The organism is Methylobacterium sp. UNC300MFChir4.1 (genome assembly GCF_900110155.1).
GTDB lineage: Bacteria > Pseudomonadota > Alphaproteobacteria > Rhizobiales > Beijerinckiaceae > Methylobacterium.
Genome location: NZ_FOCS01000001.1, coordinates 96,605 through 122,338, shown reverse-complemented (window position 1 = coordinate 122,338; position 25,734 = coordinate 96,605). Strand labels below are relative to the sequence as shown.

24 protein-coding genes are annotated in these 25,734 nt (G+C 72.3%); 15 read left to right on the top strand and 9 right to left on the bottom strand.

What is annotated here, in order from left to right:
* Positions 1-12: 12 nt before the first annotated feature.
* On the bottom strand, positions 13-1,167 hold the full coding sequence (mnmA, locus tag BMY19_RS00615) for a tRNA 2-thiouridine(34) synthase MnmA (protein WP_020090829.1): 1,155 nt from the start codon (positions 1,165-1,167) through the stop codon (positions 13-15).
* 239 nt (positions 1,168-1,406) lie between these two features.
* On the opposite strand from mnmA, the gene BMY19_RS00610 reads away from it, so the two are divergent.
* From BMY19_RS00610 to BMY19_RS00575, 8 genes are all read left to right on the top strand, one after another.
* Positions 1,407-2,963 carry a flagellar hook-length control protein FliK gene (locus BMY19_RS00610; protein ID WP_100250561.1) on the top strand — a complete coding sequence of 519 codons (1,557 nt, stop codon included), beginning with the start codon at positions 1,407-1,409 and terminating at the stop codon, positions 2,961-2,963.
* 89 nt (positions 2,964-3,052) lie between these two features.
* Positions 3,053-3,739, top strand: coding sequence for a flagellar hook assembly protein FlgD (locus BMY19_RS00605; protein ID WP_100250560.1), 687 nt, complete (start codon positions 3,053-3,055; stop codon positions 3,737-3,739).
* A gap of 91 nt (positions 3,740-3,830) precedes the next feature.
* Positions 3,831-4,106: a CtrA inhibitor SciP gene (locus tag BMY19_RS00600; protein ID WP_007569077.1), complete on the top strand. Its 276-nt coding sequence runs from the start codon at positions 3,831-3,833 to the stop codon at positions 4,104-4,106.
* A 369-nt stretch (positions 4,107-4,475) separates the two neighbouring features.
* Positions 4,476-6,107, top strand: coding sequence for a flagellar basal-body MS-ring/collar protein FliF (gene fliF / locus BMY19_RS00595; protein WP_020090833.1), 1,632 nt, complete (start codon positions 4,476-4,478; stop codon positions 6,105-6,107).
* Positions 6,108-6,132: 25 nt separating this feature from the next.
* Complete coding sequence (gene fliG, locus BMY19_RS00590) at positions 6,133-7,191, top strand: flagellar motor switch protein FliG (protein WP_020090834.1); 1,059 nt, start codon at positions 6,133-6,135, stop codon at positions 7,189-7,191.
* Positions 7,188-7,799, top strand: a complete 612-nt coding sequence (locus BMY19_RS00585) for a FliH/SctL family protein (RefSeq protein ID WP_020090835.1) — start codon at positions 7,188-7,190, stop codon at positions 7,797-7,799. The genes fliG and BMY19_RS00585 overlap by 4 nt, the downstream gene beginning before the upstream one ends.
* Positions 7,800-7,809: 10 nt before the next feature.
* Entirely contained in the window at positions 7,810-8,142 is a 333-nt protein-coding gene (fliN, locus tag BMY19_RS00580; protein WP_012321962.1) for a flagellar motor switch protein FliN, read from the top strand.
* Positions 8,143-8,199: 57 nt separating this feature from the next.
* Positions 8,200-9,561, top strand: a complete 1,362-nt coding sequence (locus BMY19_RS00575) for a sigma-54-dependent transcriptional regulator FlbD (RefSeq protein WP_091926504.1) — start codon at positions 8,200-8,202, stop codon at positions 9,559-9,561.
* 112 nt (positions 9,562-9,673) lie between these two features.
* On the opposite strand, the gene BMY19_RS00570 is transcribed toward BMY19_RS00575, so the two are convergent.
* Both BMY19_RS00570 and BMY19_RS00565 read right to left on the bottom strand, forming a co-directional pair.
* Positions 9,674-9,958 carry a hypothetical protein gene (locus BMY19_RS00570; protein ID WP_020090837.1) on the bottom strand — a complete coding sequence of 95 codons (285 nt, stop codon included), beginning with the start codon at positions 9,956-9,958 and terminating at the stop codon, positions 9,674-9,676.
* Between the two features lie 103 nt (positions 9,959-10,061).
* A complete protein-coding gene (locus BMY19_RS00565) occupies positions 10,062-11,372 on the bottom strand; it encodes a KpsE/RkpR family capsule polysaccharide export protein (RefSeq protein ID WP_100250559.1) in 1,311 nt (436 codons plus the stop codon).
* A 191-nt stretch (positions 11,373-11,563) separates the two neighbouring features.
* On the opposite strand from BMY19_RS00565, the gene BMY19_RS00560 reads away from it, so the two are divergent.
* From BMY19_RS00560 to fliP, 3 genes are read left to right on the top strand one after another with little or no spacing between them, the layout of a single operon-like run.
* Entirely contained in the window at positions 11,564-12,004 is a 441-nt protein-coding gene (locus BMY19_RS00560) for a hypothetical protein (RefSeq protein ID WP_100250558.1), read from the top strand.
* A 55-nt stretch (positions 12,005-12,059) separates the two neighbouring features.
* Positions 12,060-13,127, top strand: coding sequence for a lysylphosphatidylglycerol synthase domain-containing protein (locus BMY19_RS00555; protein WP_056531434.1), 1,068 nt, complete (start codon positions 12,060-12,062; stop codon positions 13,125-13,127).
* Positions 13,128-13,156: 29 nt separating this feature from the next.
* A complete protein-coding gene (gene fliP / locus BMY19_RS00550; protein WP_020090841.1) occupies positions 13,157-13,915 on the top strand; it encodes a flagellar type III secretion system pore protein FliP in 759 nt (252 codons plus the stop codon).
* Positions 13,916-13,980: 65 nt separating this feature from the next.
* On the opposite strand, the gene BMY19_RS00545 is transcribed toward fliP, so the two are convergent.
* The 3 genes from BMY19_RS00545 to BMY19_RS30750 all read right to left on the bottom strand — a co-directional run bounded on the left by BMY19_RS00545 (position 13,981) and on the right by BMY19_RS30750 (position 18,494).
* Complete coding sequence (locus BMY19_RS00545) at positions 13,981-17,337, bottom strand: hypothetical protein (protein ID WP_244534796.1); 3,357 nt, start codon at positions 17,335-17,337, stop codon at positions 13,981-13,983.
* A gap of 188 nt (positions 17,338-17,525) precedes the next feature.
* The gene (locus BMY19_RS00540) at positions 17,526-18,215 is read right to left on the bottom strand and encodes an invasion associated locus B family protein (RefSeq protein ID WP_056531428.1); all 690 of its coding nucleotides are present in this window, start codon (positions 18,213-18,215) and stop codon (positions 17,526-17,528) included.
* A 102-nt stretch (positions 18,216-18,317) separates the two neighbouring features.
* Positions 18,318-18,494 (bottom strand): hypothetical protein, encoded by a 177-nt coding sequence (locus tag BMY19_RS30750; protein ID WP_020090845.1) that lies wholly within the window; start codon positions 18,492-18,494, stop codon positions 18,318-18,320.
* 375 nt (positions 18,495-18,869) lie between these two features.
* Here BMY19_RS30750 and BMY19_RS00535 point away from each other — a divergent pair, with 375 nt between their 5' ends.
* A complete protein-coding gene (locus tag BMY19_RS00535) occupies positions 18,870-20,315 on the top strand; it encodes a homospermidine synthase (protein WP_091676273.1) in 1,446 nt (481 codons plus the stop codon).
* A gap of 183 nt (positions 20,316-20,498) precedes the next feature.
* On the opposite strand, the gene BMY19_RS00530 is transcribed toward BMY19_RS00535, so the two are convergent.
* The 3 genes from BMY19_RS00530 to BMY19_RS00520 form a co-directional block, all read right to left on the bottom strand.
* Entirely contained in the window at positions 20,499-21,392 is an 894-nt protein-coding gene (locus BMY19_RS00530) for a transporter (RefSeq protein ID WP_020090847.1), read from the bottom strand.
* A gap of 141 nt (positions 21,393-21,533) precedes the next feature.
* Positions 21,534-22,385 carry a metallophosphoesterase gene (locus tag BMY19_RS00525; RefSeq protein ID WP_170862887.1) on the bottom strand — a complete coding sequence of 284 codons (852 nt, stop codon included), beginning with the start codon at positions 22,383-22,385 and terminating at the stop codon, positions 21,534-21,536.
* Positions 22,386-22,429: 44 nt separating this feature from the next.
* Positions 22,430-23,035, bottom strand: a complete 606-nt coding sequence (locus BMY19_RS00520; protein ID WP_100250555.1) for a cation efflux transmembrane domain-containing protein — start codon at positions 23,033-23,035, stop codon at positions 22,430-22,432.
* Positions 23,036-23,224: 189 nt separating this feature from the next.
* Between BMY19_RS00520 and croR the strand changes: the two genes are divergently transcribed.
* From croR to BMY19_RS00505, 3 genes are all read left to right on the top strand, one after another.
* The gene (gene croR / locus BMY19_RS00515) at positions 23,225-23,698 is read left to right on the top strand and encodes a 3-hydroxybutyryl-CoA dehydratase (RefSeq protein ID WP_020090850.1); all 474 of its coding nucleotides are present in this window, start codon (positions 23,225-23,227) and stop codon (positions 23,696-23,698) included.
* 1 nt (position 23,699) lies between these two features.
* Entirely contained in the window at positions 23,700-24,527 is an 828-nt protein-coding gene (locus BMY19_RS00510; RefSeq protein ID WP_170862886.1) for a TrmH family RNA methyltransferase, read from the top strand.
* Positions 24,528-24,713: 186 nt separating this feature from the next.
* On the top strand, positions 24,714-25,715 hold the full coding sequence (locus tag BMY19_RS00505; RefSeq protein ID WP_100250554.1) for a helix-turn-helix domain-containing protein: 1,002 nt from the start codon (positions 24,714-24,716) through the stop codon (positions 25,713-25,715).
* Positions 25,716-25,734 lie beyond the last annotated feature (19 nt).

Below are 25,734 nucleotides of genomic sequence, written 5' to 3'. Positions count from 1 at the left end.
CAGAGGTTGAGATCAGGCGGCCTCGCGGGGCCGGGCCGACAACGCGTCGACACGCCGGATGGTGCCGCCGCCCAGGACCCGGGCCCGGGGGCCGTCATCCGCGTAGATCGCGCAGGCCTGCCCCGGCGACACGCCGTCCTCGGGCTCGGCGAGCACGACCTCGGCCGCGCCGTCCGGCCCGACCGTCAGCGTCGCCGGGCGCGGCGGACGGGTCGATCGCACGCGGACTGCCACCGGCAGGTCGCGCACGGCCGCCACCGGCCCCTCGCCGAGCCAGTTGAGGTCCGAGAGGCGGATCCGGGTCGTGGCCAGCGCTGTGCGCGGCCCGACCACAACGCGGGCCGAGTCCGGCTCCAGCCGCACGACGTAGAGCGGCTCGGGCCCGGACAGGCCGAGGCCCTTCCGCTGGCCCACCGTGTAATGCACGATCCCGTCGTGCCGGCCGAGGACGTGGCCGGCGAGGTCGACGATCTCGCCGGGCCGCGCCGCGTCGGGGCGCAGACGCGCGATCACGTCGCTGTAGCGGCCCTGCGGCACGAAGCAGATGTCCTGGCTGTCCGGCTTCTCGGCGAGGGACAGGCCGAGATCCTTCGCGAGCGCGCGGGTCTCGGTCTTCTCCATCTCGCCCAGGGGGAAGCGCAGGAAGTCCAGCTGCTCCGCCGTGGTCGCGTAGAGGAAGTAGCTCTGGTCACGGGCGGGATCGAGGGCGCGGTGGAGCGCGCGGCCGCCGCCCGGGAGCGCCCGGCTGGCCACGTAGTGGCCGGTGGCGAGCGCGTCGGCGTCGAGGTCGCGGGCGAGGCCCAGCAGGTCGCGGAACTTCACCGTGCGGTTGCACTCGACACAGGGGATCGGTGTCTCGCCCGCGAGGTAGCTCTCGGCGAACTTCTCGATGACTTCGTCGCGGAAGCGATCCTCGTAATCGAGGACGTAGTGCGGGATGCCGAGATGCTCCGCCGCCGCCCGGGCGTCGTGGATGTCCTGGCCGGCGCAGCACGCGCCCTTGCGGTGGCTCGCCGCGCCGTGGTCGTAGAGCTGGAGCGTGACGCCGACCACGTCGAAGCCCTGCCGCTTCAGCAGGCCCGCGACCACGGAGGAATCGACGCCGCCCGACATGGCGACGACGACGCGCGTCTCGTGGGGGGCTTTGGGAAGATCGAGGGCGTTCATCGCGAGGGTCCGCAGCCGCCGGCCCGGAAGCTCCCTGGCTGCACGGGCCGTCTATAGCGGGACTTCGCCCGGCTTTCCAGGGCAGCGAGATCGGACACTCGGCAGATCCTGCCGGGCGGGCGGCAGCTTCGATCAGGTCCGACCCGCGTGCTGCAAGCAGAGAACGAGATTTTTCAGTGACTTATCCGGCCGGCACGGTGGCGCGCGCCTTGCTGCTGTGCGGCCCAGAGGAGTCCGGAATGGCGAGCGGCGCGGCGGATCGTTTGGATGTCACCACGTGGATTCCGTCCGCGCGGAACGCGCAGGCGCAGCGTTCGGGCTGGGAGGCCGCGGGCGTGGCGGCCCGCGCCGGCAATTCCGCGCAGGACCGCTTCGGCGCCGCCCTGAGCGCGGCCCAGGCCCGCGACGACGCCGCGACGGCGCGGGCCCGCGCCGCCGATCAGCGCGACGTCGCCGCCTCGGCCCGCGCCCGTCAGGCCGACCTGCGCGATCAGGCCGACGCCGCGCGGCTGGCCGGCGACCGCGCCCGGGATGCGGCGCTTCAGACCGAGGCCCGGGTCGCGGACAAGAGGGTCAGCCTCGCCAAGCCGGCGGATGCGCCGGCCTCGGCCGCGCGGGCCGAGGGACCGCCCTCCGCCGCGGGCGCGCGCGCCGAGGCTCCGAAGGCGGGCGCGGCGCGCACCGCCGAGACCGGCCGGGCGGGAGCCGCCGCGCAGCAGGGTTCCGAGGCCGTCGCGGCCGGGCAGGATCCGGCCGCCGAGGCGGCCGGCACCGCAGGCCCCGAGGCCGACGCGGCGGTGCCGCCGCAGATGGCCGAGGCCCCTGCGCAGCCCGCGGCCTCGGGGCCGTCCGCCTCCCTTCTGGCCCTCATCGCCGCGCTGTCCGAGGGGGGCGGCGCGACCGGGACGGTCAAGACGGAGGCCGAGGCTGAGACGGATGCGGGTAGCGGCACGGCGCCAGCGCAGGACGGCTCGGCGGCTCTCTCCGGAACCGGCGCAACCGCGGGCCCTTCCGGCACGAACGCTCAGGGCGGCGGCCGCGCGGCCGGAACCGTCCCCAGCATCGTCGGGACCGCTCCGGCATCGGCGGGCGCCGGTCACGAACCCGGCAAAGTCGGGCCGGGCAGCGTCCCGGTCGACGGCCTGACGGCCGGCGGCGCGGCGGCCGCGACGTCCGATGCGGCGGCCCAGGATTTCCTCACCGCCCTGACCGACGCGAGCCAGGGCGCAGGTCCGCTTCAGACGCTGCCCGCGGCGGCGCAGGGTGGTCCGGCGCCGCGCGCGACATCCGGTCAGGCCGTGGACACGACGCGCGCCGCCCAGGAGACCGCCGCGCCGACGCAGACCGCGTCGCTCCAGACCGACCCACCCATCCCGATCGGCCAGGTGCCGATGACCATCGGCCTGAGGTCGCTGCGCGGATCCAACGAGTTCCAGATCCGGCTCGACCCGGCCGAGCTCGGGCGCATCGACGTCAAGCTGGAGATCGACAAGGCGCACGGCCGCGTCATGACCCACTTGGTGGTCGACCGGCCCGAGACCCTCGCGCTGCTCCAGCGCGACGCCGGCCAGCTGCAGCAGGCGCTGACCCAGGCCGGCTTCGATCCCTCGGCCGGCGGGATCAACCTGTCGCTGCGGGGCGACGGAAGCGCCCAGAGCGGCGGCAGCGGCGGTCAGCCGGGCGATTCCCCGCGCGGGGGCGGCACGGGCTGGTCGCGCGATCAGGCGGAAGCCCCGCACGAGGTCGCCCCGATCCGCGTCCTGCGCGGCTACGGCGGCCTCGACATGAGGATCTAGGCGGTACGCGCGGCGCCCGCATCGCGGACCCACACAGACACGACGCGCATCCGGCCCCTGCGCCAGGACGCGGCACAGGAGAGATCAGCATGACGAGCGGTATATCGAGCCTGACGCGCACGACGAACACGACGGGCTCGTCCACGAGCAGCAGCGGCAACGCCACCGAGATCGCCAGCAACTTCACGCAGTTCCTGACGCTGCTGACCACGCAGCTCAAGAACCAGAACCCCCTCGACCCGATGGACACCAACCAGTTCACGCAGCAGCTGGTGCAGTTCGCCGGCGTCGAGCAGCAGCTTAAGACCAACGACCGCCTCGACAGCATCCTGAGCGCCTCGCAATCGGCGAGCTCGGCCTCGGCCACGAGCTACATCGGGAAGACCGTGTCGGCCGACGGCAGCGCCTCGCAGCTGTCCGGCGGCTCCGCCTCCTGGACGCTGAACCCGGCCCGGGCCGCCTCGAAGGCGGTGATCACGGTCCTGGACTCGAAGAGCAACGTCGTGGCCACGCAGACCACCGCGCTCAATGCCGGCAGCCAGACCTACACGTGGAACGGCAAGACCTCGGCCGGCCTGACCGCGCCCGACGGGAACTACTCGATCAAGGTGGCGGCCACGGATGCCACCGGCTCGAGCGTTTCGGTCGATACGAGCCTCACGGGCACGGTCGACGAGGTCGATCTCAGCGGAACGTCGCCGGTGCTGGTGATCGGTTCGCAGCGCGTGCCGCTGTCCAGCGTGCAGACCATCGGGTTGTCCACAAGTGGCACTTAACGAATCACATCCGAGTGACTCGCTTCAACATCTCTTAAGCGGGCACAAGTACCTTCAATGCTCGACAGGTCAGTCGAGTGTAGAGCGTATCATGACCGAACCGAGCCGCCCGAGAGTGAAGTACGTGATCGGGCCCGACGGCAGCCCCCTGACGATCGCGGACCTTCCGCCCCCGAGCACCCGTCGCTGGGTGATCCGGCGCAAGGCCGAGGTCGTGGCCGCGGTGCGCGGCGGTCTCCTCAGCCTGGAGGAGGCGTGCAAGCGCTACACGCTGACCACAGAGGAATTCCTCAGCTGGCAGTTCTCCATCGACCAGCACGGCCTCGCCGGCCTGCGGACGACCCGGATCCAGCACTACCGTCACTGATCCGCGGCGCCTGTGCCGGGCGCCCCTATCCCGGGACGCCGCCGGCGCTTCCGGGTCTCATCGAGGCCGCGGATGCCGGACCCGGCGCGTCGGCGACTCTGGTCGAGGGACCCGCTTCGCGGCCCCGGACCGACGCGAAGGCCACCCGCCCGCAGCGACGATCTCAGACGGCGCCGAGGGGCTGGCCCGGTCGAATCCGAGGACTCACGAAGCCGCGTCCGGACCCCGGGCGCGGCTTCGGTCGTTCCGGCGCCCGCATCCGAGCCCGCGGGACGCCCCCGCATTAACGACCCGCTAACCACGACCTGGGCAATTTCTGCCGAGCGGGCCGCCGGGGTCCGCCAGCGTTAGAGTGCAGCGAATCCTCCCGTGAAGCCGGTTCTCGATCTCGTCACGAAGTTCGGACCGGCCCGAATCGCCGCCATGGCGGCGGTGACGCTGACGCTCATCGGCTTCTTCGCCTTCATCATCCTGCGGGTCTCGCGCCCCGACATGGGCGTGCTGTTCTCCGACCTGTCGATGCAGGACTCGGCCTCCGTGGTCCGGGAGCTGGACAGCCGCGGCATCCGCTACGAGACGCGGGGCGATGCCGGGCAGACGATCCTGGCCCCCCGCCCGGACCTCGCTAAGCTGCGCATGGACCTCGCCGGCAAGGGCCTGCCGACCCAGGGCGGCGTCGGCTACGAGATCTTCGACAAGGGCGACGCGTTCTCGTCCACCAACTTCGTTCAGAACGTGAACCACCTGCGTGCTCTGGAGGGCGAACTGGCGCGCTCGATCCGGGCGATCGGGCGGGTCCAGGCGGCCCGCGTCCATCTCGTGCTGCCGGAGCGCCGCCTGTTCGAGCGGGACCGGGAGAGCCCGAGCGCGGCGATCGTGCTGAAGCTGATGGGCGATCTCGATTCCGGGCAGGTCCGGGCGATCCGCCATCTCGTGGCCTCCGCGGTGGAGGGCCTCAAGCCCGAACGGATCTCGATCGTCGATGAGCGCGGCCGGCTTCTGGCCGACGGCGCCCGGGACGCCGCGGCCGACGTCGCCGGCGGGTTCGAGGACCGGCAGGTCGGCCTCGAACGGCGCCTGCGCGGCCAGATCGAGGACGTCGTCGCCGGCATCGTCGGCCCGGGCCGGGCCCGCGTCCAGGTCAACGCGGAACTCGACCTCAACCGGGTCGAGAGCCGCTCCGAGACCTTCGATCCCGAGAGCCGGGTCGTGCGCTCCGCCCAGACCCGCACCGAATCGGCGGTCACCGGCAATGCCGAGGGACAGGTCAGCGTCGGCAACGAGTTGCCCGGCGCCAATGGCGGCGACAAGACGCCGACGCCCAAGGACGCGACCAACAAGAACGAGGAAACCACCAACTACGAGATCTCGCGGGTCACCAAGACCGAGATCGCCGAGAGCGGCCGGATCAAGCGCCTGTCGGTCGCCGTGGTGCTCGACGGCGTCTACGCCACCGCCCCCGACGGCAAGCAGACTTACAGCCCGCGCACGCCCGCCGAGATCGAGAGGATCACCGCGCTGGTGCGCGGCGCCGTCGGCTTCGACAAGGCGCGCGGCGACCAGATCGAGGTGGTGAACCTGCGCTTCGCGGAGGCGCCGAGCGTGCCGCAATTCACCGAGCCCACGCTGATCCAGTCGCTGCTCGCCCCCACCAAGGAGGACGTGCTGCGCATGGCCGAGCTCGCCGTCCTGGCGCTGCTGACGCTCATCGTCCTGCTCACGGTGGTCCGCCCCCTGGTGCGCCAGGTGCTTGCGCCGGTCCCAGAGGCCCCGGTCCTGACGGCGTCCGGAATCGCGCTCCCCGGCGACGCCGCCGCGGTCGCGGGTCCGGGCCAGACCGTGACGGTCATCGACCGCGACAACCCGACCGCGCGGCTGATGGAGTTCGCCAAGATCAACGGCCAGGTCCAGGCCGAGACGGTCCAGCGCGTGGTCGACATGGTCCGGGCGAGCCCGTCCGAGACCGTCGAGGTGCTGCGCACCTGGATCCAGGAAGAGTGAAGCGTAGGGCGTCGAGGGCAACACGATGGCGGCAGGTGCGGCACTGGGTCTGGCCAACACGCTGGCGACGGCGGGCGGCGATTCGTTCGCGTCGATGCCCGGGCCGCAGCGCGCCGCCGCGCTCCTGCTGATGCTCGGGGAGGAGGAAGGCGCCCCGATCTGGCAGATGCTCGAGGAGGAGGAGATCAAGAAGGTCAGCGCCGCCATGGTCCAGCTCGGCACGCTGGAGGCGCAGACCGTTGAGAAGCTGATCATCGAGTTCGTGACCAAGCTCGGCAACAGCGGCGGCATCTCGTCGAACTTCGAGCGGACCGAGGCGCTGCTCCTCAAGATCTTCCCCAGCGATCAGGTCTCGCTGATCATGGCGGAGATCAAGGGCGCGTCGGGCAAGCGCGTCTGGGCCTCGATCGCCCAGGTCGACCCGGAGATCCTCGCGTCGTTCCTGCGCAACGAGTACCCGCAGACCGTGGCGGTGGTGCTGTCGCGGGTGCGCGCCGACTACGCGGCGAAGGTGCTCACCATCCTGCCGGAGGACTTCGCCATCGACGTCCTCAACCGGATGCTGCGCATGGAGACGGTGCAGAAGGAGGCGCTGCGCCACATCGAGGAGACGCTGCGGGTCGAGTTCGTGTCGACCATCGCCCAGACCCAGCGCCGCGACGCCCACGAGATGATGGCCGACGTGTTCAACGCCTTCGACCGGCAGACGGAGGGCCGCTTCCTCGCCGCCCTCGACCAGGCGAACCGCGGCTCGGCCAAGCGGATCCGCGAGCTGATGTTCACCTTCGAGGACCTGCTGAAACTCGATCCGGGCAGCGTCCAGACCCTGCTGCGCAGCATCGACAACGAGACCCTGTGCCGCGCGCTCAAGGGCGCCAACGAGCCGACCCGCGGCTTCTTCCTGAGGCAGATGTCGACCCGCGCGGCCAAGAACCTCACGGACGAGATGGCCTCGCTCGGGCCGGTCCGCCTCAAGGAAGTGGATGAGGCGCAGGCCAAGATGACCGAGATCGCCAAGGACCTCGCCGAGAAGGGCGAGATCATGATCGCCAAGAATAGCGCCGAGGAGGAGCTGGTCTATTGAGCGCCCAATCCGCCCGGAGCGCGAAGCCGTTCCTGTTCGAGACCGACTTCCGCAGCGGCCGCCCCAGCGCCGAGGCCCTGCGCGCCGCCGAGACCGCGGCCCGCTCCGAGGCCGAGGCCCATGCCCGCGGCATGCAGGAGGGCCGGGTCCAGGCCGAGGCGCAGGTCCAGGGCCGGCTCGCCGACGCCATGACCCGCCTGGCGCTCGCCGCCGCGGGCCTGATCGCCCAGGCCGACGCGCGCGACGCCGAGCGCGAGGCGCAGGCGGTCGAGGTGGCGATGCTGATCGCCCGCAAGGTCGCGGGCGACGCCCTCGACGCCGCCCCGCTCGCCGGCATCGGCGAGGCGGCCCGGACGGCGCTCCAGCACCTGCGCGGCGTGCCGCACTTGGTGGTGCGGGTGCACGACGGCCTGGTCGAGGAGGCCGAGACCCTGGTGAAGCGCCTCGCGCGCGAGCGCGGCTACGAGGGCCGGCTCGTGGTGCTGGGCGACCCCGACATGGCGGCGGGCGACGCCCGCATCGAGTGGGCGGACGGCGGCATCGTTCGGGAGCGCGCCCGCATCGAGGCGGCGGTGCTCGACGCCCTCGGCCTGCCGACGGGCCCGTGAGGAGATCCTGATGTCCGACGATTTCAGCCTGCCCCAGCTCGGCGAGCACGACACCGACTACGCCGCGGGCTCGATCCGCGACGCGCCCACCACCCCGAAGACCGCGGCCGACCTGGAGCAGCTCTTCGACGTGCCCGTGATGGTCTCGGCGGTGCTCGGCTCCGCCCGGATGCCGATCGGCGACCTGCTCCGGCTCGCGCCCGGCGCGGTGCTCGAACTCGACCGGAAGGTCGGCGAGGCGATCGACGTGTTCGTCAACAACCGGCTGGTGGCCCGCGGCGAGGTCGTCCTCGTCGAGGACCGGCTCGGCGTGACGATGACCGAGATCGTCAAGGGTGAGTGATTTTCAGCCGCGGATGCCGGTGTGCTGTCCGCGCGCAGGTTTTGAGAGGGACGAACCATGCGGCTCCTGATGATCGGGCGGCTCAACGGCGAGCTGATCACCGCCTCGAAGATCGCGATGCAGCGCGGCGCCGCCGTCACGCAGGCCGACGCCGTGCCGCAGGGCCTCACCGTCCTGCGCGCGCGGGGCGCCGATCTCATCATGATCGACGTGGGTCTGCCGATCCGCGACCTCGTCACCGCGCTGGAGGGAGAGCGGATCCGCACGCCGGTGGTCGCCTGCGGCGTCTCGGCGGACGCCTCGGCCGCCGTGGCGGCGATCCGGGCGGGCGCCAAGGAGTACATCCCGCTCCCGCCCGATCCCGAGATGATCGCGGCGGTGCTGGAAGCGGTCGCCACCGACCGCGCCGCCTTCGTCTGGCGCGACCCGTCCATGGAGCGGGTGGTCAAGCTCGCCGAGCAGGTCGCCCGCTCCGAGGCCTCGGTGCTGATCACCGGCGAGAGCGGCACCGGCAAGGAGGTGCTGGCCCGGCACGTCCACCAGAAGTCCAACCGGGCGGGCAAGCCCTTCGTCTCGGTGAACTGCGCGGCAATCCCCGAGGCCCTGCTCGAATCCGAGCTGTTCGGCCACGAGAAGGGCGCGTTCACCGGCGCGGTCGCCCGGCGCATCGGCCGGTTCGAGGAGGCCAATGGCGGCACGCTGCTCCTCGACGAGATCTCCGAGATGGACGTGCGCCTGCAGGCGAAGCTGCTGCGCGCCCTGCAAGAGCGGGTCATTGACCGGGTCGGCGGGACCGCCCCGGTGCGGGTCGACATCCGCGTGCTCGCCACCTCGAACCGCAACCTCGCCGAGGAGGTCCGCAAGGGCACGTTCCGGGAGGACCTGCTCTACCGGCTCAACGTCGTCGGCCTGCGGATCCCGCCGCTGCGCGAGCGCCCGGCCGACATCCTCGAACTCGCCACCCACTTCGCCCGGAAATACGCCGCGGTGAACGGGATGCCGGTCCGCCCGCTCTCCGCGGAGGCCCGGGCGCTCGTGCTACGGAACCCGTGGCGCGGCAACGTGCGCGAGTTGGAGAACACCCTGCACCGGGCGGTGCTGCTCGCCTCGGGCGACGCGATCGGCCCGGAGGCGATCCTGTCGCCCGAGGGCGAGACCTTCGCGGTCGAGGGGCCGGCCGCGCGCGCCGCCCAGGTCGCCGAGGCCGCCACCCGCGGGCTGGTGGGCCGGACCGTGGCGCAGGTCGAGTGCGACCTGATCCTCGACACGCTGGACCACTGCCTCGGCAACCGGACCCACGCGGCCAAGATCCTCGGCATCTCGATCCGGACCCTGCGCAACAAGCTCAACGAGTACGTGTCGGCGGGCCTCGACGTGGCCGAGCCCGGCAGCGTCCGGGCGAGCGTCGCCTGCGGCTGACGCGCATCCACGGAGCGGCCCCGGCGCGGACGCGCCGGACGACGGCGAACGTCACGGATGTGAAGGGCCGGGCGTACCCGTGCCGTGACGGGGGCGGACCGGCGATGACGCCCTAGCGCCGCCCGCTCTGGGCCGCCTTGTGGGCTTCGGCCTGGGCCGCGAAAGCCGCGTCGAGCTTGCGCAGGGATTCGTAGCGGGCGACGTCGCCCTCGACGTCGCGGATCGTCTCCTCGACGAGGTGGCGCTGGAGGGCGACCCGCGGGTCGTCCGGCGGAAACGCCTCCCGCTCCTGCAACCGGAGCACGGCCTGCCGCACGACCGTGTAGACCGCCTCGCGCTCCTCACGGGTCATCGACGGCTGGATCGCCTTCGCGACGAGATCGGAGAAATCCGACATGGACCGTTAGACTTCGCTCATCCAGGTGCGCCCGGTTGGCCGGGCCGCCTCCCTCTACAGATCGCGCGGCCCGGGATCCAGATCCCGGGAGCCGCGGATGCCGCTACATCCTCTGGTCGCGGATGCCGGCGATCAGCAGCGCGGACGAGCTCCAGATCACCAGGAAGCAGAAGAACGACACCAGGAGGGAGTGGCCCCGCTCGGGATAGAGGCTGTCGGTCGGCGAGACCGGCGGCACGAACGTGGCCAGGAAGATGTGCTGCTTGCTCGCCGAGATGCGCGCCCGGTCGAGCAGGCTGTGGGCCGATTCCTCCAGCTTCTCGGCGATGGTCCGCTCGACCAGCAGGCCCTCGTACTGGAGCAGCGCCTCGGTCATGTTCTGGCCGCCGGCGGCGGCGTTGGCGCTCGTCAGCTCGTCCTGGAGCGACTTCATCTGCTGGTCGATGGCCGCGATGTTGGCCACCAGCGTCTGGATCGAGCGCGAGCGCTCGTCGAGGCTGGAGCCGCGCAGGACCTGCAGGTCGTTCTCGGCCTTGAGCTTGTCCTTCCGCAGTAGGGTCAGCGTGGTCAGCGTGCCCTCGGCGGTCTTGATCGGATCGATCACACCCCACTGATTGCGGAATGCCTGCAGCGCCACGTGCGCCTTGCGCAGCCGGTCCTGGGCGACCTTCGCGTCGGCCTCGGCCTGGGCGACCATGTCGGCCTGGGCGCGCTTGGAGATGTCGTTGATCAGCGCCTCGGAGCGCGACACCACCGCCTGGGCGATGGTCAGGGCGTCCTCCGGCGTGAAGGCGCGCACGGACAGGCGGATCACGCCCGAGATCGAGTCGATATGCGCCTCGACGTGCTTGCGCCAGTATTTGGTCAGGTCCTCGATCGGATCTCTGGGGTCGAAGCGGGCCCAGAAATCTGCCTCGGACCGCGAGAACATCTTGGAGATGCCGATACTCTTCTCGAGCGCCTCGACCAGCGTCTGGCTGTTGATGTAGTCGCGGACGATGAAGCTGTCCTGGCTGTTGTGCTTCTGGATGAGGTTCGTGTACTGGCCGAGCGAGATGTTCTCCATCGGCTCGACGTTGCCGCGGACCGCGAACTGGGCTTCCGCAACGTACTGATTGGACGCGAACGCGAACAGGTACAGGCCGACCACCAGGGTCGGCAGGAGCACGAACAGGCCGACGCGGCGGATGATCCGCGCGCCGTAGGTCGAGGTGTCCTCCTCGCGGGGACGCAGGCCCGGCAGACGGCTCCAGTCGAGGCGCTGCCGCACGGTCGCCACGAGGGCCCGGGCGGTCCGCTTCTCCGGCACCGGCCGGATCGTCTCCGCGCTGCGCCGCAGCTCCGTCATGGTCGGAGCGGCGAACGTCACGATCTCGCCTTCGCGCGTGTCGTCCTTGACGTCGTCGAAGCTCATCCGCTCTTTGTTCCTGGGTCTGCGCCGGTTCCGCTGCCGCGGCGCCGGCCGAGGGGCGGCCCGTGCGCGGTTACCGGAATCCCGTTCTTTTAGGCCCTTTTTATGGCGCCCGGCCCGCCCGCCGCCCGGCTGCTGCACCGCGGCGACGGGCGCCGTAGCCCAGGGCCGGTATCGCGTCCTACAGTCTCTGAATGATGACAGAACCGCGTGCCGCGGCCCCGGATGGCTCCCCTGATGGCTGCCCGACCGGCCGCACGGCCAAGACCAAACTCTCCGAGATCGTCGTCGTCTGCTCGAAGTGCGCGAAGCGGCAGGGCCTGCGCGGGCGGGACCTCCGCGCGGCGCTGAAGAAGGCCGGGAAGCGGGCCGCCCGCGACGGCGGCGGACGCCGGCGGAAGTTGTGCATCGTGGAATCGGGCTGCCTCGGCCCCTGTCCGAAGCGCGCCGTGGCGGTCGCGACCGGCGCGAGCCTGGCCGAGGGCCGGGTCGTCCTGCTCGATCCCGCCGCCGGGCCCGCCGAGGCGCTCGCCGCGGTGCTCAATCCCGTCCTGCCGCGTCGCAGGGTCCCCGAATTCGGCCCCAATACCGCTCTAGCGGCGATACCACCCGACGAATCGCCGCCGGTCCGCTGACCGGCACAACCTGGAGCGCGCTCTTGCCCGCCTCTCGACGCGAGGCCCGCACACCGTGACCGGCGACCCTGTTTCCCGGAAGCGGCGGGCGGCCCACGCCGTGCTGCGTCGCCTGCCGCTGTTCGGCACCCTGATCGGCCTCGGCCTCGCCGTCTGGCTCGTGGCGACCAACGATCTCGCCGCGGTGGCCGCGGCCTTCGGACGGATCGGCGTGGCGGGCTTCGCCGGCGTCACGCTGGTGCGGATCGTGGTGATCCTGCTCTGCGGCCTCGCCTGGGCGCGCATTCTCGACGGGCTGGCGCCCGCGACGGCTTCGGCCTGCATGATCCTGCGCTTCGTCCGGGAAGGCATCAACGTGCTGCTGCCCGTGGCCTCGGTGGGCGGCGACGTGCTGGGCGCCCGCCTCCTCACCTTCTGGGGCGTCGCCGGCTCCCTGGCGGCCGCCTCCGTGCTGGCCGACATGCTGTTTCAGGTGGGAACGCTCGCCCTGTTCGCGGGCCTCGGCGCCGGCCTCCTGAGCCGGGTCGAGGGCGCCGAGGCGGCCGCCCTCGCCAGCTGGACGCTGCGGACGCTCGTCGTGGCCGGGCTGGCGGTGGCGGCCTTCTTCGCCTTCCAGCGGACCGGCATCGTGCGAGTGCTCGAGGATCGCCTCGCCGCCCTCGGCCGGCGCTTCGTGCGCGACGCCGAGGCGCGCCCCGAGCCGAACCGCCGGATCCAGGGCGCCCTCGACACGGTCTGGGCTCCGGGCCGCCGGGGACACCTCGCTCAGTCGTTCGCGCTCCACGCCCTGGCCTGGCTGCTCGGCACGGTCGAGGTCGCGGTCGTCCTCGCCTGCATCGGCGTGGACCATGTCGGCTGGGCCGACATTCTCGTGATCGAGGCGCTGAGCCAGGCGATCAAGGCCGCCGCCTTCGTGGTCCCGAGCGGCCTCGGCGTCCAGGAGGGCGGACTGGTGCTGGTCTGCGGCCTGTTCGGCATCGACGCGGGGACTGCCCTCGCCCTGTCGCTCGCGCGCCGCGTGCCCGACGTGGTGCTCGGCCTGCCGGCCCTCCTCGTCTGGCAGAATCTCGAGGCCCGCCGCGCCGGCGTTCGCCCGGCCACACCCACCTGCGACCGTCCGTGACCCGAGACCTTCCCGTGCCGACACGCCCGATGCGCCAGGTCCCGAATCTGCGCCTGCCGCCGGTCGCGCTCGCCGCACTGGTCGCGCTGGCCGGCGGAGTGCTCGCCGCCGGTCCGGCCCTCGCGCAGAGCGTCACCCTCGATCTCGGTGCCGGCGGCACCACCGAGCGCGCCCTCCAGCTCGTGGCGCTGATCACCGTCCTGGCGGTGGCCCCCTCGGTGCTGGTGATGGCCACGGCCTTCACCCGCATCGTCGTCGTGCTGTCGATCCTGCGGTCGGCGCTGGGCACCCAGACGGCGCCGCCGACAGCGGTGCTCGTCAGCCTCGCGCTGTTCCTGACCGCCTTCGTGATGGCCCCGACCGGCCGCGCCGCCTACAGCGCCGGTATCGAGCCGCTGATCGCCGGCCGGATCACGCAGGCGCAGGCGTTCGAGCGCGCCTCGGCGCCGTTCAAGACCTTCATGCTGCGCAACGTCCGCGAGAAGGACCTGAAGCTGTTCCTCGACCTCGCCAAGGTGCCGACGCCGAAGGGCCCCGAGGATGTCGGCCTGGAGATCGTCACGCCGGCCTTCATGATCTCGGAGCTGCGCCGCGCCTTCGAGATCGGCTTCCTGCTGTTCATCCCGTTCCTGATCATCGACCTCGTGGTCGCCTCGGTGCTGATGGCGGTCGGCATGATGATGGTCCCGCCGGCCACGGTCGCGCTGCCGTTCAAGCTGATCTTCTTCGTGCTGGTCGACGGCTGGACCCTGGTCGCCGGCTCCCTGGTCCAGAGCTACGGCGGCTGACGGCGCCGCGCGGCCCTCCGCGGCCGAGGGCGGCTCGAACGGACGATCGACGACGACCGCCGCGCTTACCCGGGCGGCGCACCGGGTGTCCCGGCGCTGCTCTGCTGCTGTCCGCCCTGGGCACCGGCGGCGGGCGCCTCGCCGCCCGCACCCGGCGCCTCGGGTCGACCGCGCGCGGGCGCGGCGGCATCCGGATAGCGCTTGCGATACTCGGCGAGGAAGGCCGACAGCGTCTGGACCTTCGTGGCGCGCGCCGCGATGTCCCGGAAGCCCGGTGCCCGGGTCGGGTCGGTTCCGGTCAGGAGCGCGAAGGTGCGGGCGTCCGGGCTCGCCGCCATCCCCTCCGAGAATTTCGCCTTCAACCGCTCCAGGCCCACGGCCTCGTGCGCGAGATCGTAGGCGATCGCGGCGCGCACGATGTCGGCGCGCGCCTGATCGTCCAGCGGCTGGCCGGACTGCCACGTATCGCCCAGCAGGGCCTCGTGGGCCTCCCCGGCCTCGCGCCAGCGGCGCGCGCCCCAGTAAATGTCGGCGCGAAGACGCTCGATATCCGGACCGCTCTCGTCCTCGATCGTTTCCAGCGCGAGGTCGGTGCGGGTCAGGTCCGACAGGGCCCTGGCGCGGACCAGCCCGCGGGCGCGCTTGAGTTCGCCCGGAAGCTCGGGCAGCTCGGTGGCGTCGAGGACCTTCAGGGCCTCCATCGGCTTGTCGTCCATCAGCCGGACCGTCGCGAGCCGCGCCGCCACCGCGGATCGCGCCGGGCCGGTGAGGCGGTTGTCGATCTGGTACTGCAGCAGGTCGGCGGCCGAATCGAGGAGGTCGAGGGTCACGAGGCGGTCGGCCAGACGGCGCACCACCTCGTCGCCGCGCCGCCCGATCGGGCTCAGCTCACGGAAATCGAAGAAGAGCGACACGGCCTCGATCCCGGAGAGCTTGTCGCCCTTGTCGGTGAGGTAGAGGTTCTCGAAGGCCATCTGCGCGTCCCGCGCCAGGGCCGCGGTCGCGGGGGCGTTCGGCGCGAAGACGTTGGCCCGGCGCACCACTGTGAAAGCGTCGCGCCACCGGCCGGCGGCGAGATAGAGGCGGGCGAGACCGGCGGTGATACCGTCCTCGACCGGGCCCCCGTGCCAGGTCAGGGCGAGCCGCTCCAGCCGCTCGATGGCGGCGTCGGGCGCGAGCTTGCCGGAGGCCTGCGCCAGGAGCGCGCCCCTGAGCGCGGCCTCGACCGCGACCGGGCGGACGGCCGAGTTGTCGAGGCGCGCGTAGGCGTCCAGGGCCGCCTCGGTCTGGCCGGTCGCCTCGGCCACGCGGGCGCGGACCATCGCCAGCCGGTCGCGGATCCAGGGCGGCAGGTCGCGCTCCGCCTCGGCGCGCGCGGCAGCGGTCTCGGCATCGCCGTTCTCGATCGCCGATTCGGCGGCCCGGGCCCGGATCATCTGCGCGACGTCCGCGGGATAGCCGTCGGCCAGCGGCAGCACCTTGAGGAAGCCCGTTTCCGCCGTCTTCCAGTCGCCGGCCCCGGCCGAGGCCATCGCGCGCCACAGGGCGGCCTCGCGATCGTCGCTCAGGAGCGGGACGCTGAGGGCCTTCAGCGCCTCCGCGCTCCGGCCGATCCGGACCAGGGCGATGCCCCGCAGGACGGCGGTGTCGCGCTGGGTGGCCAGGAGCGGATCGTCGGCGGCCGCGATCTCCAGTGCGGTGAGGCCCTCGTAATCGAGGCCGTTGGCGAGATCCGCGCGGGCCAGCGCCAGGCGGGCCGGACCGCGCTCGGTCGGCGCCGCCGCGACGGCCGCGTCGAAGAGGCCGCGCAGGGTCGCGCGGACATTGCCCATCCTGGCGCGCTCCCAGGGCTCCTTCGCGATCGCGAGGGCCCCCGCGTCGACGAGCGCCACGTCCGGCTTGCGCGCCGCCATGGACGCGGCGAGTCCGCCCTCGCGGCCGATCGAGACGCCGTCGAGTTCGGGCCGCACCGCCAGATCGTCGGCGCCGGCGAGCACCGCGAGGCCGTGCCGGCTCGGCAGGATCTCGAAATCGACGAAGCGACGGTTCTTCGGATTGCCGACGGGGCGCTGCGCGGCCGACGTGACCACCGCGATCCGCTCATCGTCGAGGGCGAGCCACGTCGCCGATCCGGGATGCGGCAGCGTCAGGGTGACGGCGATGCGGCCGGACGGATCGGGCTTGCGGACGGGATCGATCGTGTCGCTCGGACTGAGTGCACTGCCCGCCGAGAGTTCCCAGGCCACGCCGGTCCCGGTGGTGACGGCGTTGAGATCGACGAGCCGACCCGGCGGAACCGGGAACCGCACAACCGTGAGCGGCCCCGTCCGGGCGGGTGCGCCCATCGGCGCGAGGCCCTGGCTCGACGGCGGGACGACCACCGGCTCGCCGGTCTCGAAGGCCAGCGTCGCGATCCCGCCGCGCTCGAACAGGACCGCCGGCGGGAGGGTCTGAAACGGGAAGAGCAAGCCTCCGCCGGCCCGGCGCGTCGGCGGCGGCTCGGGGGAGCGCGGCGCGACCGCCGGCGCAGTGACTGGCGCAATGACTGGCGCACTGGCCTGGGCCGGGCGCGACGCGACCGGCAGCGGCGGCGCCTGCTTCGCGGCGGCGGGACCCGGCACGTCGACGGCGGTCGCGGCCGGCTCCAGAGGCTTGGGGCGGACCACGTCCACGTACATGGCGCCGTCCTCGCGCTCGGTGCCGATCCTGAACCCGTCCTCGGGCGTGATCAGGAGACTCGCCGAGTTCGCGTCGGTCTCCGTCGCCAGCTTGGCGATTCCGGGACGCGGACGGCCGCGGGTGCCGCTCGGATCGATCGTCCAGGCGCCGATCACCCGCACGCGCGTCACGGGTCCCTCGGCGGTCACCGTGGAGACGGCCTCCGCGGGGAGGCGCAGCGACAGCCGCGTCAGGGTCGGAAGCAGCGCGAGCTCGAGCGGCAGCGCCCGGCGCACCGGCTCCGGATCGCGCGCCCTGAGCGCCTCCTCGGCCGCCCGGGCCCGGCGGGCGAGGTCGGCGATCACCTCGGCCGGCAGGGGCGGCATGAGGCCGGACCACCCCTCCGGAAGCAGGTCCACGAACACGCGCTCGCCGGCCGACTGGACGTTGGCCCGGTAAGGGCGCTGCAGGGCGAGGCGGAGCCCCGTGCCGTCGGGATCGCGGCGGACGCTGGCGATGAAGGCCGGCATCTCGTCCGTGAGGTGCTCGGGCCCGGGCGCCACCCGCTCGCCGTAGCTCAGGAGCAGGACGCCGCCGGCGAGCTTCGCCTTGACCGCGACCGGCTTGTCGAAGGTGAGCACGATCCGGCCGTAGCCGCCGGCCCCGGTGCCGACCTCGCTGCCCTTGGTGCTGACGAGCCGCGCGGCCAGCGCGGGCGCGATCCCCGCGAGAAGGGCGAGCAGCGCCAGCGCCGCGGTCAGCACCCGCGCGCCGCGTCCTCGACCGTTCCGGGGTCGCCCGCCCACCGATCCCATCGCCTCGCCGATCCGAACCCGGCGCGCGGCACCCGAGGGACCGCGGCGCGCGGCGCCACTTCTCGGCGGGATCCTGCTCGACCGCGGCTAACGCTGGCTTAACCGTACCCGGAAAAGGCCGCAGGCCGCCGCGCGGCTCAGCCGCCGAGGGCGACGGCGCGATCGAAGGCCTGCGAGAAGCCCGTCAGCGGCACCGTGACGGTGGCCGGCTCGGTGCCGCCCGCCTTCTCGCCGGTCACGGTGAGGGCCTTGGCGGTGCGCATGCCGTCGAGGGCGAGCGTCGGGAAGCTGATCGCCACGATGCAACCCTCGGCGCTGCAGGTCGTGTAGGGGGCGCCCTTGCCGAGGGTCTGCTCGTCGAGCTTGAAGGTCACGCCCGGCTCGATGGCGAGCCCGAAGGGCATCAGCACGATCCCCTCGGCCCGGCCGTTCGCGGGCGTTTGCAGTTCGAAGCCGAACTTGCGCCGGCCGGTCCGCGAATCGCCCTGGGACTGGGCCACGATGCAGGTGACCTTGTCGCTCGGGCGCGTGCAGGTCATCGTCCAGTCGCCGTAGCTCTCGCTGACGGTGCTGGCGCCGGCGGGCCACACGGCGTGCGCCGCAGCGGCCGCCGGCGTCGCGGCCTCCTCGGGCTTCGCCGCCTCGGTAGGCTTGGCCGCCTTGTGGGGAGCCGGCTTCGGCCGCGGCTTGGGCTTCGGCTTCGCGGGCGCCTCGGCGGCCGGAGCGGCGTCGGGTTCGGCATCCTGCGCGCGCGCCGCCAGGTTCGGGACCGCCGCAAGCGACGTCGCGATCAGGCTGAGACGCAGAAGCGCACGAAATGTCGACATGGAATCACGATCCCCCGGAGAGCCATTGGGCGGCAATGCCGCCTAATGCCCAAGCCGGGGCGACGCAATCGCCGGAGGCGGCGCCGGTGGGTTGCGCGCGTCTCAGAGAGGATTCGGGCCACCGATCGAGCGCGCGAGCGCGCAGCGGCGGGCGAAGGCACTCTCCGCGCCGACGCGCAGTGTGCGGGCGACCGCGAAGACGAGGGTCAGGAAGCCGGGATCGCGATCGGCGGTCTCGACGGCAGGGCCGGGGATCCGGGCGGTGATGAGCGCGAGCATGACGGACTCCAGGTGCGAGGTCCCGGGCGTTTCGTCGCTCCCCAACTCTGCGGCCCTCTGCGCGGCCTTGCTGCATTGCAATATGAGGCCCGCGCCAAGAGACTGCCACTGAGCAGATGATGGGGTACGCATGCGCTGGATTCATACTTCGCGCGACGTTTCGGTGAGGGCGCGTTAACGAAGGGTAATGGGGGCGCGGTTGACCGGCGACGGGCAAGCCGCCATTGAGCGCGTTTCCGGCGACTCGGGCCCTGGACCGCACCGGCACCGCTCCGGCGGCGCGGGCCTGTCGCCGCACTGTCACACGCGCGCCATAACCCGCCCGCGAGCAGATGAGCGGACGCGCCCGGCGTCCGCCAGACGAGGATATCCCGCATGACCGACCAGCCGACCCATCACCCGATCCATGGCCGGATCACCGGCCCCATCGTGATGATCGGCTTCGGCTCGATCGGCCGCGGCACCCTCCCGCTCATCGAGCGCCACTTCGAGTACGACCGCGCCCGCTTCACCGTGATCGACCCGGTCGACACGCATCGGTCCCTCGCCGAGAAGCACGGATTGCGCTTCGAGAAGGTGGCCCTGACGCCGGAGAACTACCGCGACGTGCTCACCCCGCTCCTCACCGAGGGCGGCGGCCAGGGCTTCTGCGTCAACCTGTCGGTCGACACCTCCTCGCGCGCCATCATGGAGCTCTGCCGCGAGCTCGGCGCCCTCTACATCGACACCGTGGCCGAGCCCTGGCCGGGCTTCTACTTCGACAAGACCAAGAGCCAGGGCGACCGCACCAACTACGCGCTCCGCGAGAACATCCTCGACGCCCGCGCGCAGAAGCCCGGCGGCACCACGGCCGTGTCGTGCTGCGGCGCCAATCCCGGCATGGTCTCGTGGTTCGTCAAGCAGGCGCTCCTGAACATCGCCCAGGATACCGGCCTGCAGCGGCCCGAGCCAAAGACCAAGGCCGAGTGGGCCGCCCTGATGAAGGATCTGGGCGTGAAGGGCGTCCACATCGCCGAGCGGGACACGCAGCGCGCCAAGAATCCGAAGCCGCGGGGCGTCTTCGTGAACACGTGGTCGGTCGAGGGCTTCGTCTCCGAGGGCAACCAGCCGGCCGAGCTGGGCTGGGGGACGCACGAGACCTGGAAGCCCGCCAACGCCCGCGAGCAGGAGAAGGGGTCGCGCTGCGCGATCTACCTGCTGCAGCCGGGCGCCGACACGCGGGTGCGCACCTGGGTGCCGACCGCCGGGTCGCAGTTCGGCTTCCTCGTCACCCACAACGAGGCGATCTCCATCTCCGACTACTACACGGTGCGCGAGGGCGATAAGCCGGTCTTCCGGCCGACCTGCCACTACGCCTACCACCCGGCCGACGACGCCGTGCTGTCGCTCCACGAGATGTTCGGCAAGGCGGCCCAGGTGCAGGAGCAGCACCACATCCTCGACGAGACCGAGATCGTCGACGGCATCGACGAGCTCGGCGTGCTCGTCTACGGCCACGCGAAGAACGCCTACTGGTACGGCTCGCAGCTCTCCATCGAGGAGACCCGCCGGGTCGCCCCCTACCAGAACGCCACCGGCCTGCAGGTGACCTCGGCGGTGCTCGCCGGCATGGTCTGGGCCCTGGAGAATCCGGAGGCCGGCATCGTCGAGGCCGACGAGATGGACTTCCGCCGCTGCCTGGAGGTCCAGACCCCGTATCTCGGCCCGGTCGTGGGCGTGTACACGGACTGGACGCCGCTCACCGACCGCCCGGGCCTGTTCCCGGAGGACATCGACACCAGCGATCCCTGGCAGTTCCGCAACGTGCTGGTGCACGGCTGAGGCTTCCGCCGCGCCCCGTCAGTCGGGGCGCGAATCCGCGCCGGATCGGCGGCGCCGTCCTGAACGCACGAACGGGGCCTCCGAGATGCGACGATCTCGGAGGCCCCGTTCGTACGTCCCCCCGCCCGGCCCCGCGGCCTATGCCAGGGATGACACCGGCTCGGAGAGTTTCAGCCGGCTCGGCTACTCGGCCTGCCGCCGCGTCACGAGGGTGCGGCCCGGCTCGACCTCGTTCTTGTCCTGGTACAGCGGCACGATCGCGCGCAGCCAGCCGCGGACCTCGCGGCCGCCGTAATTGCGCTCGACCACGTCGTGCGTGAGGTAGGCCTGCAGGTTCACGGGCCCAAAATTGTAGCCGACGAGACCGCCCACCGCGATCTGGCCCTGCGGACGGTAGCTCGCCACGCCGGTAGGAAGGTCCGTCGACCCGAAGGCCACCGCGCCGATCTGCCAGGAACCGAATTTCTTCGTCATGGTCAGGTCGAGGTTCATGTAGTCCGGATAGAGGGTGCCACTGGGCGAGCGCGTGTCGAGGAAGACGCCGTAGAGCAGGTTCGCCGTGAGGTTCCAGCCCTGGCCGGTGTAGCTCAGCGCGAAGCGGTGGGTCAGCGAGGCCGACTGCGTCAGGAATCGCGTCTGGATCGGCAGGTAGCCGCCGAACAGGTAGCTGAAGCCGACGTCGCCGCCGAGGTCCCAGGCGAGCTGGGCCGCCAGCAGCTGCTGCCCGACGCCACTCTGATAGGGCGCGCCCTGGCTGCTCGCCGCCGCGACCGGCTGGGTGAAGAAGAACTGCAGGCGCGCACCGGCGACATCCCAGGGCGTCGCCCACGCGAAGGTCGGCAGGTTGACGTTGGTCGACGAGTCGCGCGGGAGCGTGCCGCGCACGCCGAAGCTCGACAGGTTCACGAAATACAGGCCGACCGGCAGCTGGTCGCCCACCGGCAGGCCGACCGTCTGTCCCGGCTGCGCCGCGGACGCCGCCCGCGCGGTCGTGGCCGTCGACGCGGCGGCGATCGGGGCCGAGACGGCGAGAGCCGCCGCCGCGACCCAACGTGACGTCAGGCTAAATCCGGCCATGAAAACCCCGAACCTGAGCCCCGTCATTCGGGGCCGATCAGGGTTTGACGGGCGTTCACTCCGACAGCATCCCGCCGTTACGGCCAAGCCGTGCGCGATCGCACGGCGTCGACAGACCGTTCTCTTGGCGGGAGGACTAAATCACGGATCCTCGACTTCGACGACGAAGTCGCCGCGGTAGGTCGTGCCCTCCACCGGGTTCGAGATCCAGCGGCAACGGCCGATGCGCAGGTCGTGGCCGGCGTGGAAATGCCCGGAGATCCACAGCTCCGGCCGCTCGACCTCCGCGAGGTCGTCGAGGGCCGTACTGGCGTAGAAGGCCGGCACCCACCAGGGGACGCCGGGCGCGTCCCGGAAGCGGTCGGCCGCGAGCGGGCTCGCCGGGTGATGGGTCACCACCACGGTCGGTCCGTCGTGCGGGGTCCGGAGCGCCGCGTGCAGGGCCGCCCGCTCGATCCGGTGTTCCGCCATCGCGTCCGCCGGCTGCCAGGGGCTGCCGTCGGCCTTGCGGATCGAGCCGAGATACTCCCGCGAGCCCGTCACCGGGTCGGTCATGCGCGACGCCGCGTAGGCCACCGGATCGTCGGGCCGGTTCGGCGCGTCCGGTGCGAGCCAGCGCCCCGCGAGGGTCCAGTCGCTCCACAGGGTGGTGCCGACGAAGCGGACACCGTCGATGACGCAGCTCCGCGCGTGCTGGAGCAGATGGATCCGCGCGCCGAGCCGGTTGAGGCGACCGACCTCGGCCTCGAGGGCGGCGATCAGCTCCGGCGCGGTCCGCCGGTCCCCGGTCGGCGCGTAGCGCTCGTGGTTGCCCGGCACCAGCACGATCGGCCGTCTCTGCGCGAGGTGCAGCAGCGCCGCGAGCCCCCGCTCGGGATGTCCCTCGTGGAGGTCGCCTGGGCAGGCGAGCAGGTCGAACGGCTCCGCGGGCGGCGCGATCCGGTCGAGGCGGCGCCGCTCCAGGTGCAGGTCCGAGATTGGGAAGATGCGCATGATGGTCGCTGCCGTGTCGCCGCTTGGGGGCCGCCCGAGGGCCGCTACCGCGCGGCTCTGCGCTCGACCGCGGCTGCCTTGAGGATGTCGGCGGCCGAGTCGGCGTTGAGGATCGCGATCCCGGCCGCCACGACGAGGTCCGGCCAGGGGGACGGGTGGAGGGCCGTCACCAGGCCGGCGGCGATGATCGCCAGGTTGGCGACGGCGTCGTTGCGCGCCGAGAGGTAGGCCGCCCGGGTCAGGCTGCCCGAGCCGGAGCGGTGCCGGGCGAGCATGAGCGCGCAGGTGAGGTTCACGGCGAGCGCGCCGAGCCCCGCGAGGGTCAGGGGCAGTGCCGCGGGGGCGGTGAAATCGGCGATCTTGCCGTAGGCCGCCCAGGCCCCCGCCAGCGCCGGCAGGAGCAGGATCCCCGCCATGGCGGTCCCGAGGCGGGCGCGGTTGCGCGCGCTCCAGCCGAGACCCGCGAAGATCAGCAGGTTGATCGCCGCGTCCTCGAGAAAATCGAGGCTGTCGGCGATCAGCGCCACCGAGCCGATGGCGAGCGCCACCGCGATCTCGATGCCGAAATAGCCGAGGTTGAGCGCCGCCACGCGGGCGACGACCGGGCGGAGGGCGGGCGGCGCGGGCCGGGGCGCATCATCGGCGATCACGGGACGCCTCTTCGCCGACGCGCGCGGCGCTGTCGAGCCGCTGTTGAGAAAAGCCTGTCCGCGGCTCAAGAAAGTTCGAGGCCGTTACGCCTTCGTCCGGGTGGATTCGCCGCCGGGATCGTGCGACGCCGTTGCCGGAGCCGGCTGCACGAGACGAATGACCGGCCGGAACCGGAGGTCTGCCGCGTCATGCTGCCCGAACTGCGCGTGCTCTATTTCGAGGATCTCGAGGTCGGCCTGTCGGAGACCCTCTCGAAGACCATCGCCTCCTCGGACGTGGTGGGCTTCGCCGAGATCACCGGCGACCGCAACCCGATCCACCTGTCCGAGCACTTCGCCGCGCGCACGCCGTTCGGCACCCGCATCGCCCACGGCCTCTACACGGCCGGGCTGATCTCGGCGGTGCTCGGCACCCGCCTGCCGGGGCCCGGCGCCGTCTACATCTCCCAGACCCTGAACTTCCGCGCCCCGGTGCGGATCGGCGACGTCGTCGACGTCACCGTGACGGTGGCCGAACTCATGCCCGAGCGGCGGCGCGCGCGCCTCGCCTGCAAGTGCTCGGTGGGCGGTGAGACGGTCCTCGACGGCGAGGCCCTGGTGAAGGTGCCGACCAAGGCCGAGGCCGACCCGCTGGCGAACCGCTCCGACCGGTCCCAGGGCTGAGGTGACTCCGGTCCCGGAGCTCCTCGCCGACCCGGACGATCCCCGCCTCGAGCCCTATACCCGGATGCGCGAGCGTGACCTCGTGGGCCGCGCCGGGCGCTTCATCGTCGAGGGCGAGGTGACCCTGCGGCTGCTCCTCGGGCGCCGCAGCCGCTTCCGCGCCGAATCGATCCTCCTCGCGCCTGAGCGCTGGCCCGGACTCGCCGCCGACGTCGCCGCCGCCGCGGAGCCGCCGCCCGTGTTCGGCGCCTCGAAGGCGGTGATGAGCGCCGTGACGGGCTTCCCGATCCACCGCGGGGTCCTCGCGGTCGGTCTGCGCGGGCCGGAGCCCGGCGCGGCCGACCTCGTACCGCCGCCGCCCGCCCCCGCCCTCGTGGTCGGCCTCGCGGGCCTGACCAATCACGACAATGTCGGCGCCGCCTTCCGCAACGCGGCGGCCTTCGGGGCCGACGCCGTGCTCCTCGACGGGGCGAGCTGCGACCCGCTCTACCGCAAGAGCATCCGCGTCTCCGCAGGGGCCGCCCTGATCCAGCCTTTCGCGCGGCTGCCGGAAGGGCAGGACTGGCTGCGGCTCGCCGAAACCCTCGATCTCCAGCCGCTGGCCTTCAGCCCGGGGGCGACCGAGACTCTGGACACGCTCGACGTCCCGGCGCGCGCGCTCCTGATCCTCGGCACCGAGGGACCCGGCCTCGATGCGGCGACGCTGGCCCGGGCGCGTCCGATCCGGATCCCGATGGCCGCCGGCTTCGACTCGCTCAACGTCGCCACCGCGGCGGGCGTCGCCCTCTACACCATCGCGCGCGGCCAGGGGCGCCTCGGCAGGCCGTGAACGCGCCGCGACGACAGCTCCCTTCGCCCGGGCCGGCCGTTTCCTGAACTCAGTATTCTCCGCGCGGACGCCGCCAAATAGGTCCGGGACACAATCGTCCGCCTGCAACACATGGACATCTCGACGCCGCGCGCGGGTGTGCGCAAGCTGAGGTCTCAAGACCGTCACGACGCCGCGCCGGATCGCATGTCGAGTCTCCCGACGCTTCACTTCAACACCGATCCCCTCGAACCCGCGCAGGCCTTCGCGGCCTGGCGCGATCTGATGGCACCCATCGTTCGGATCGAGCAGATCAAAGGGGCTCCGGTGCCGCGCGGGAACCTGTCCTGCACGGTCCTGGGGGACATCCTCGCCAGCCGGATGGTCTTCTCGGCCCAGCACATGGTCCGCGATCGCCGCCACGCCGCGGCGACGCCGGATCACTTCACGTTCATGCTCTACGTGTCGGGTGGCCTGTCCGGGGACGTCGCGGGCAGCCCGGTGGTGCAGCAGCGCAACCGGATCATGGCCGCCAATATGGGCCGGGAACTCGATGCCCGCGGGGTGAGCTCCAGCGCGATCGGGCTGACCATCCCGCGGCGCCTGCTGGCCAACTGCGCGGTCGAGCGGATCCCGATCTTCCTCGACAGGGAGCGGAACCGTCTGCTCGTCGCCCGGCTGCACGCCCTGTACCGCCGGCTGCCGACGGCCACCGCCGACGACGAGCCGGCGATCGCGGGTGAGTTGACCGGTTTCGTCCGCCGCCTGTTCGATCCGTCCGCGGCCTCGGACGTGCTGCAGGGCCCGGAATTGGATGCCGGCTTCGTCGCCCTCGTCGAGCGCCTGATGGATCTCCACCTGGCCTCGCCCGACCTATCGCCGGACCGCCTCGCCGACGGGGCGGGCGTCTCGCGGACCGTGCTGTACCGCGCCTTCCAGAACGTCGGCGGCGTCATGCACCGCGTCTGGGAGAAGCGGTTGGAGGCGATCCGGATCGCCCTGCAGGATCCGCTCGAGACGCGGGCGCTCGCGCGCTTGGCGAGCGAGCACGGCTTCAAGGATCCCGCACACCTGAGCCGCGCCTTCCGCGCTCGATTCGGGGTGACGCCGCGGGAATGGCGCCAGACGCGAAGGCCCCACGGCACCCGGACGTTCGAGCGGACGCCCGCCCAGGCCCACGCCTGGTACGAGCGTCTGGGCCAGCGCTGACGCGCCCGCTCCACCGAGG

Bases quoted from the DNA above. Each gene is read 5' to 3' on its own strand.
- BMY19_RS00535 (WP_091676273.1), top strand. From the start codon at position 18,870: ATGACCGACCAGCCGACCCATCACCCGATCCATGGCCGGATCACCGGC.
- BMY19_RS00525 (WP_170862887.1), bottom strand. From the start codon at position 22,385: ATGCGCATCTTCCCAATCTCGGACCTGCACCTGGAGCGGCGCCGCCTC.
- fliG (WP_020090834.1), top strand. From the start codon at position 6,133: ATGGCGGCAGGTGCGGCACTGGGTCTGGCCAACACGCTGGCGACGGCG.
- BMY19_RS00560 (WP_100250558.1), top strand. From the start codon at position 11,564: ATGATGACAGAACCGCGTGCCGCGGCCCCGGATGGCTCCCCTGATGGC.
- fliN (WP_012321962.1), top strand. From the start codon at position 7,810: ATGTCCGACGATTTCAGCCTGCCCCAGCTCGGCGAGCACGACACCGAC.
- BMY19_RS00605 (WP_100250560.1), top strand. From the start codon at position 3,053: ATGACGAGCGGTATATCGAGCCTGACGCGCACGACGAACACGACGGGC.
- BMY19_RS00505 (WP_100250554.1), top strand. From the start codon at position 24,714: ATGTCGAGTCTCCCGACGCTTCACTTCAACACCGATCCCCTCGAACCC.
- mnmA (WP_020090829.1), bottom strand. From the start codon at position 1,167: ATGAACGCCCTCGATCTTCCCAAAGCCCCCCACGAGACGCGCGTCGTC.
- BMY19_RS00600 (WP_007569077.1), top strand. From the start codon at position 3,831: ATGACCGAACCGAGCCGCCCGAGAGTGAAGTACGTGATCGGGCCCGAC.
- BMY19_RS00610 (WP_100250561.1), top strand. From the start codon at position 1,407: ATGGCGAGCGGCGCGGCGGATCGTTTGGATGTCACCACGTGGATTCCG.
- fliP (WP_020090841.1), top strand. From the start codon at position 13,157: ATGCGCCAGGTCCCGAATCTGCGCCTGCCGCCGGTCGCGCTCGCCGCA.
- BMY19_RS30750 (WP_020090845.1), bottom strand. From the start codon at position 18,494: ATGCTCGCGCTCATCACCGCCCGGATCCCCGGCCCTGCCGTCGAGACC.
- BMY19_RS00530 (WP_020090847.1), bottom strand. From the start codon at position 21,392: ATGGCCGGATTTAGCCTGACGTCACGTTGGGTCGCGGCGGCGGCTCTC.
- BMY19_RS00570 (WP_020090837.1), bottom strand. From the start codon at position 9,958: ATGTCGGATTTCTCCGATCTCGTCGCGAAGGCGATCCAGCCGTCGATG.
- croR (WP_020090850.1), top strand. From the start codon at position 23,225: ATGCTGCCCGAACTGCGCGTGCTCTATTTCGAGGATCTCGAGGTCGGC.
- BMY19_RS00565 (WP_100250559.1), bottom strand. From the start codon at position 11,372: ATGAGCTTCGACGACGTCAAGGACGACACGCGCGAAGGCGAGATCGTG.
- BMY19_RS00575 (WP_091926504.1), top strand. From the start codon at position 8,200: ATGCGGCTCCTGATGATCGGGCGGCTCAACGGCGAGCTGATCACCGCC.
- BMY19_RS00540 (WP_056531428.1), bottom strand. From the start codon at position 18,215: ATGTCGACATTTCGTGCGCTTCTGCGTCTCAGCCTGATCGCGACGTCG.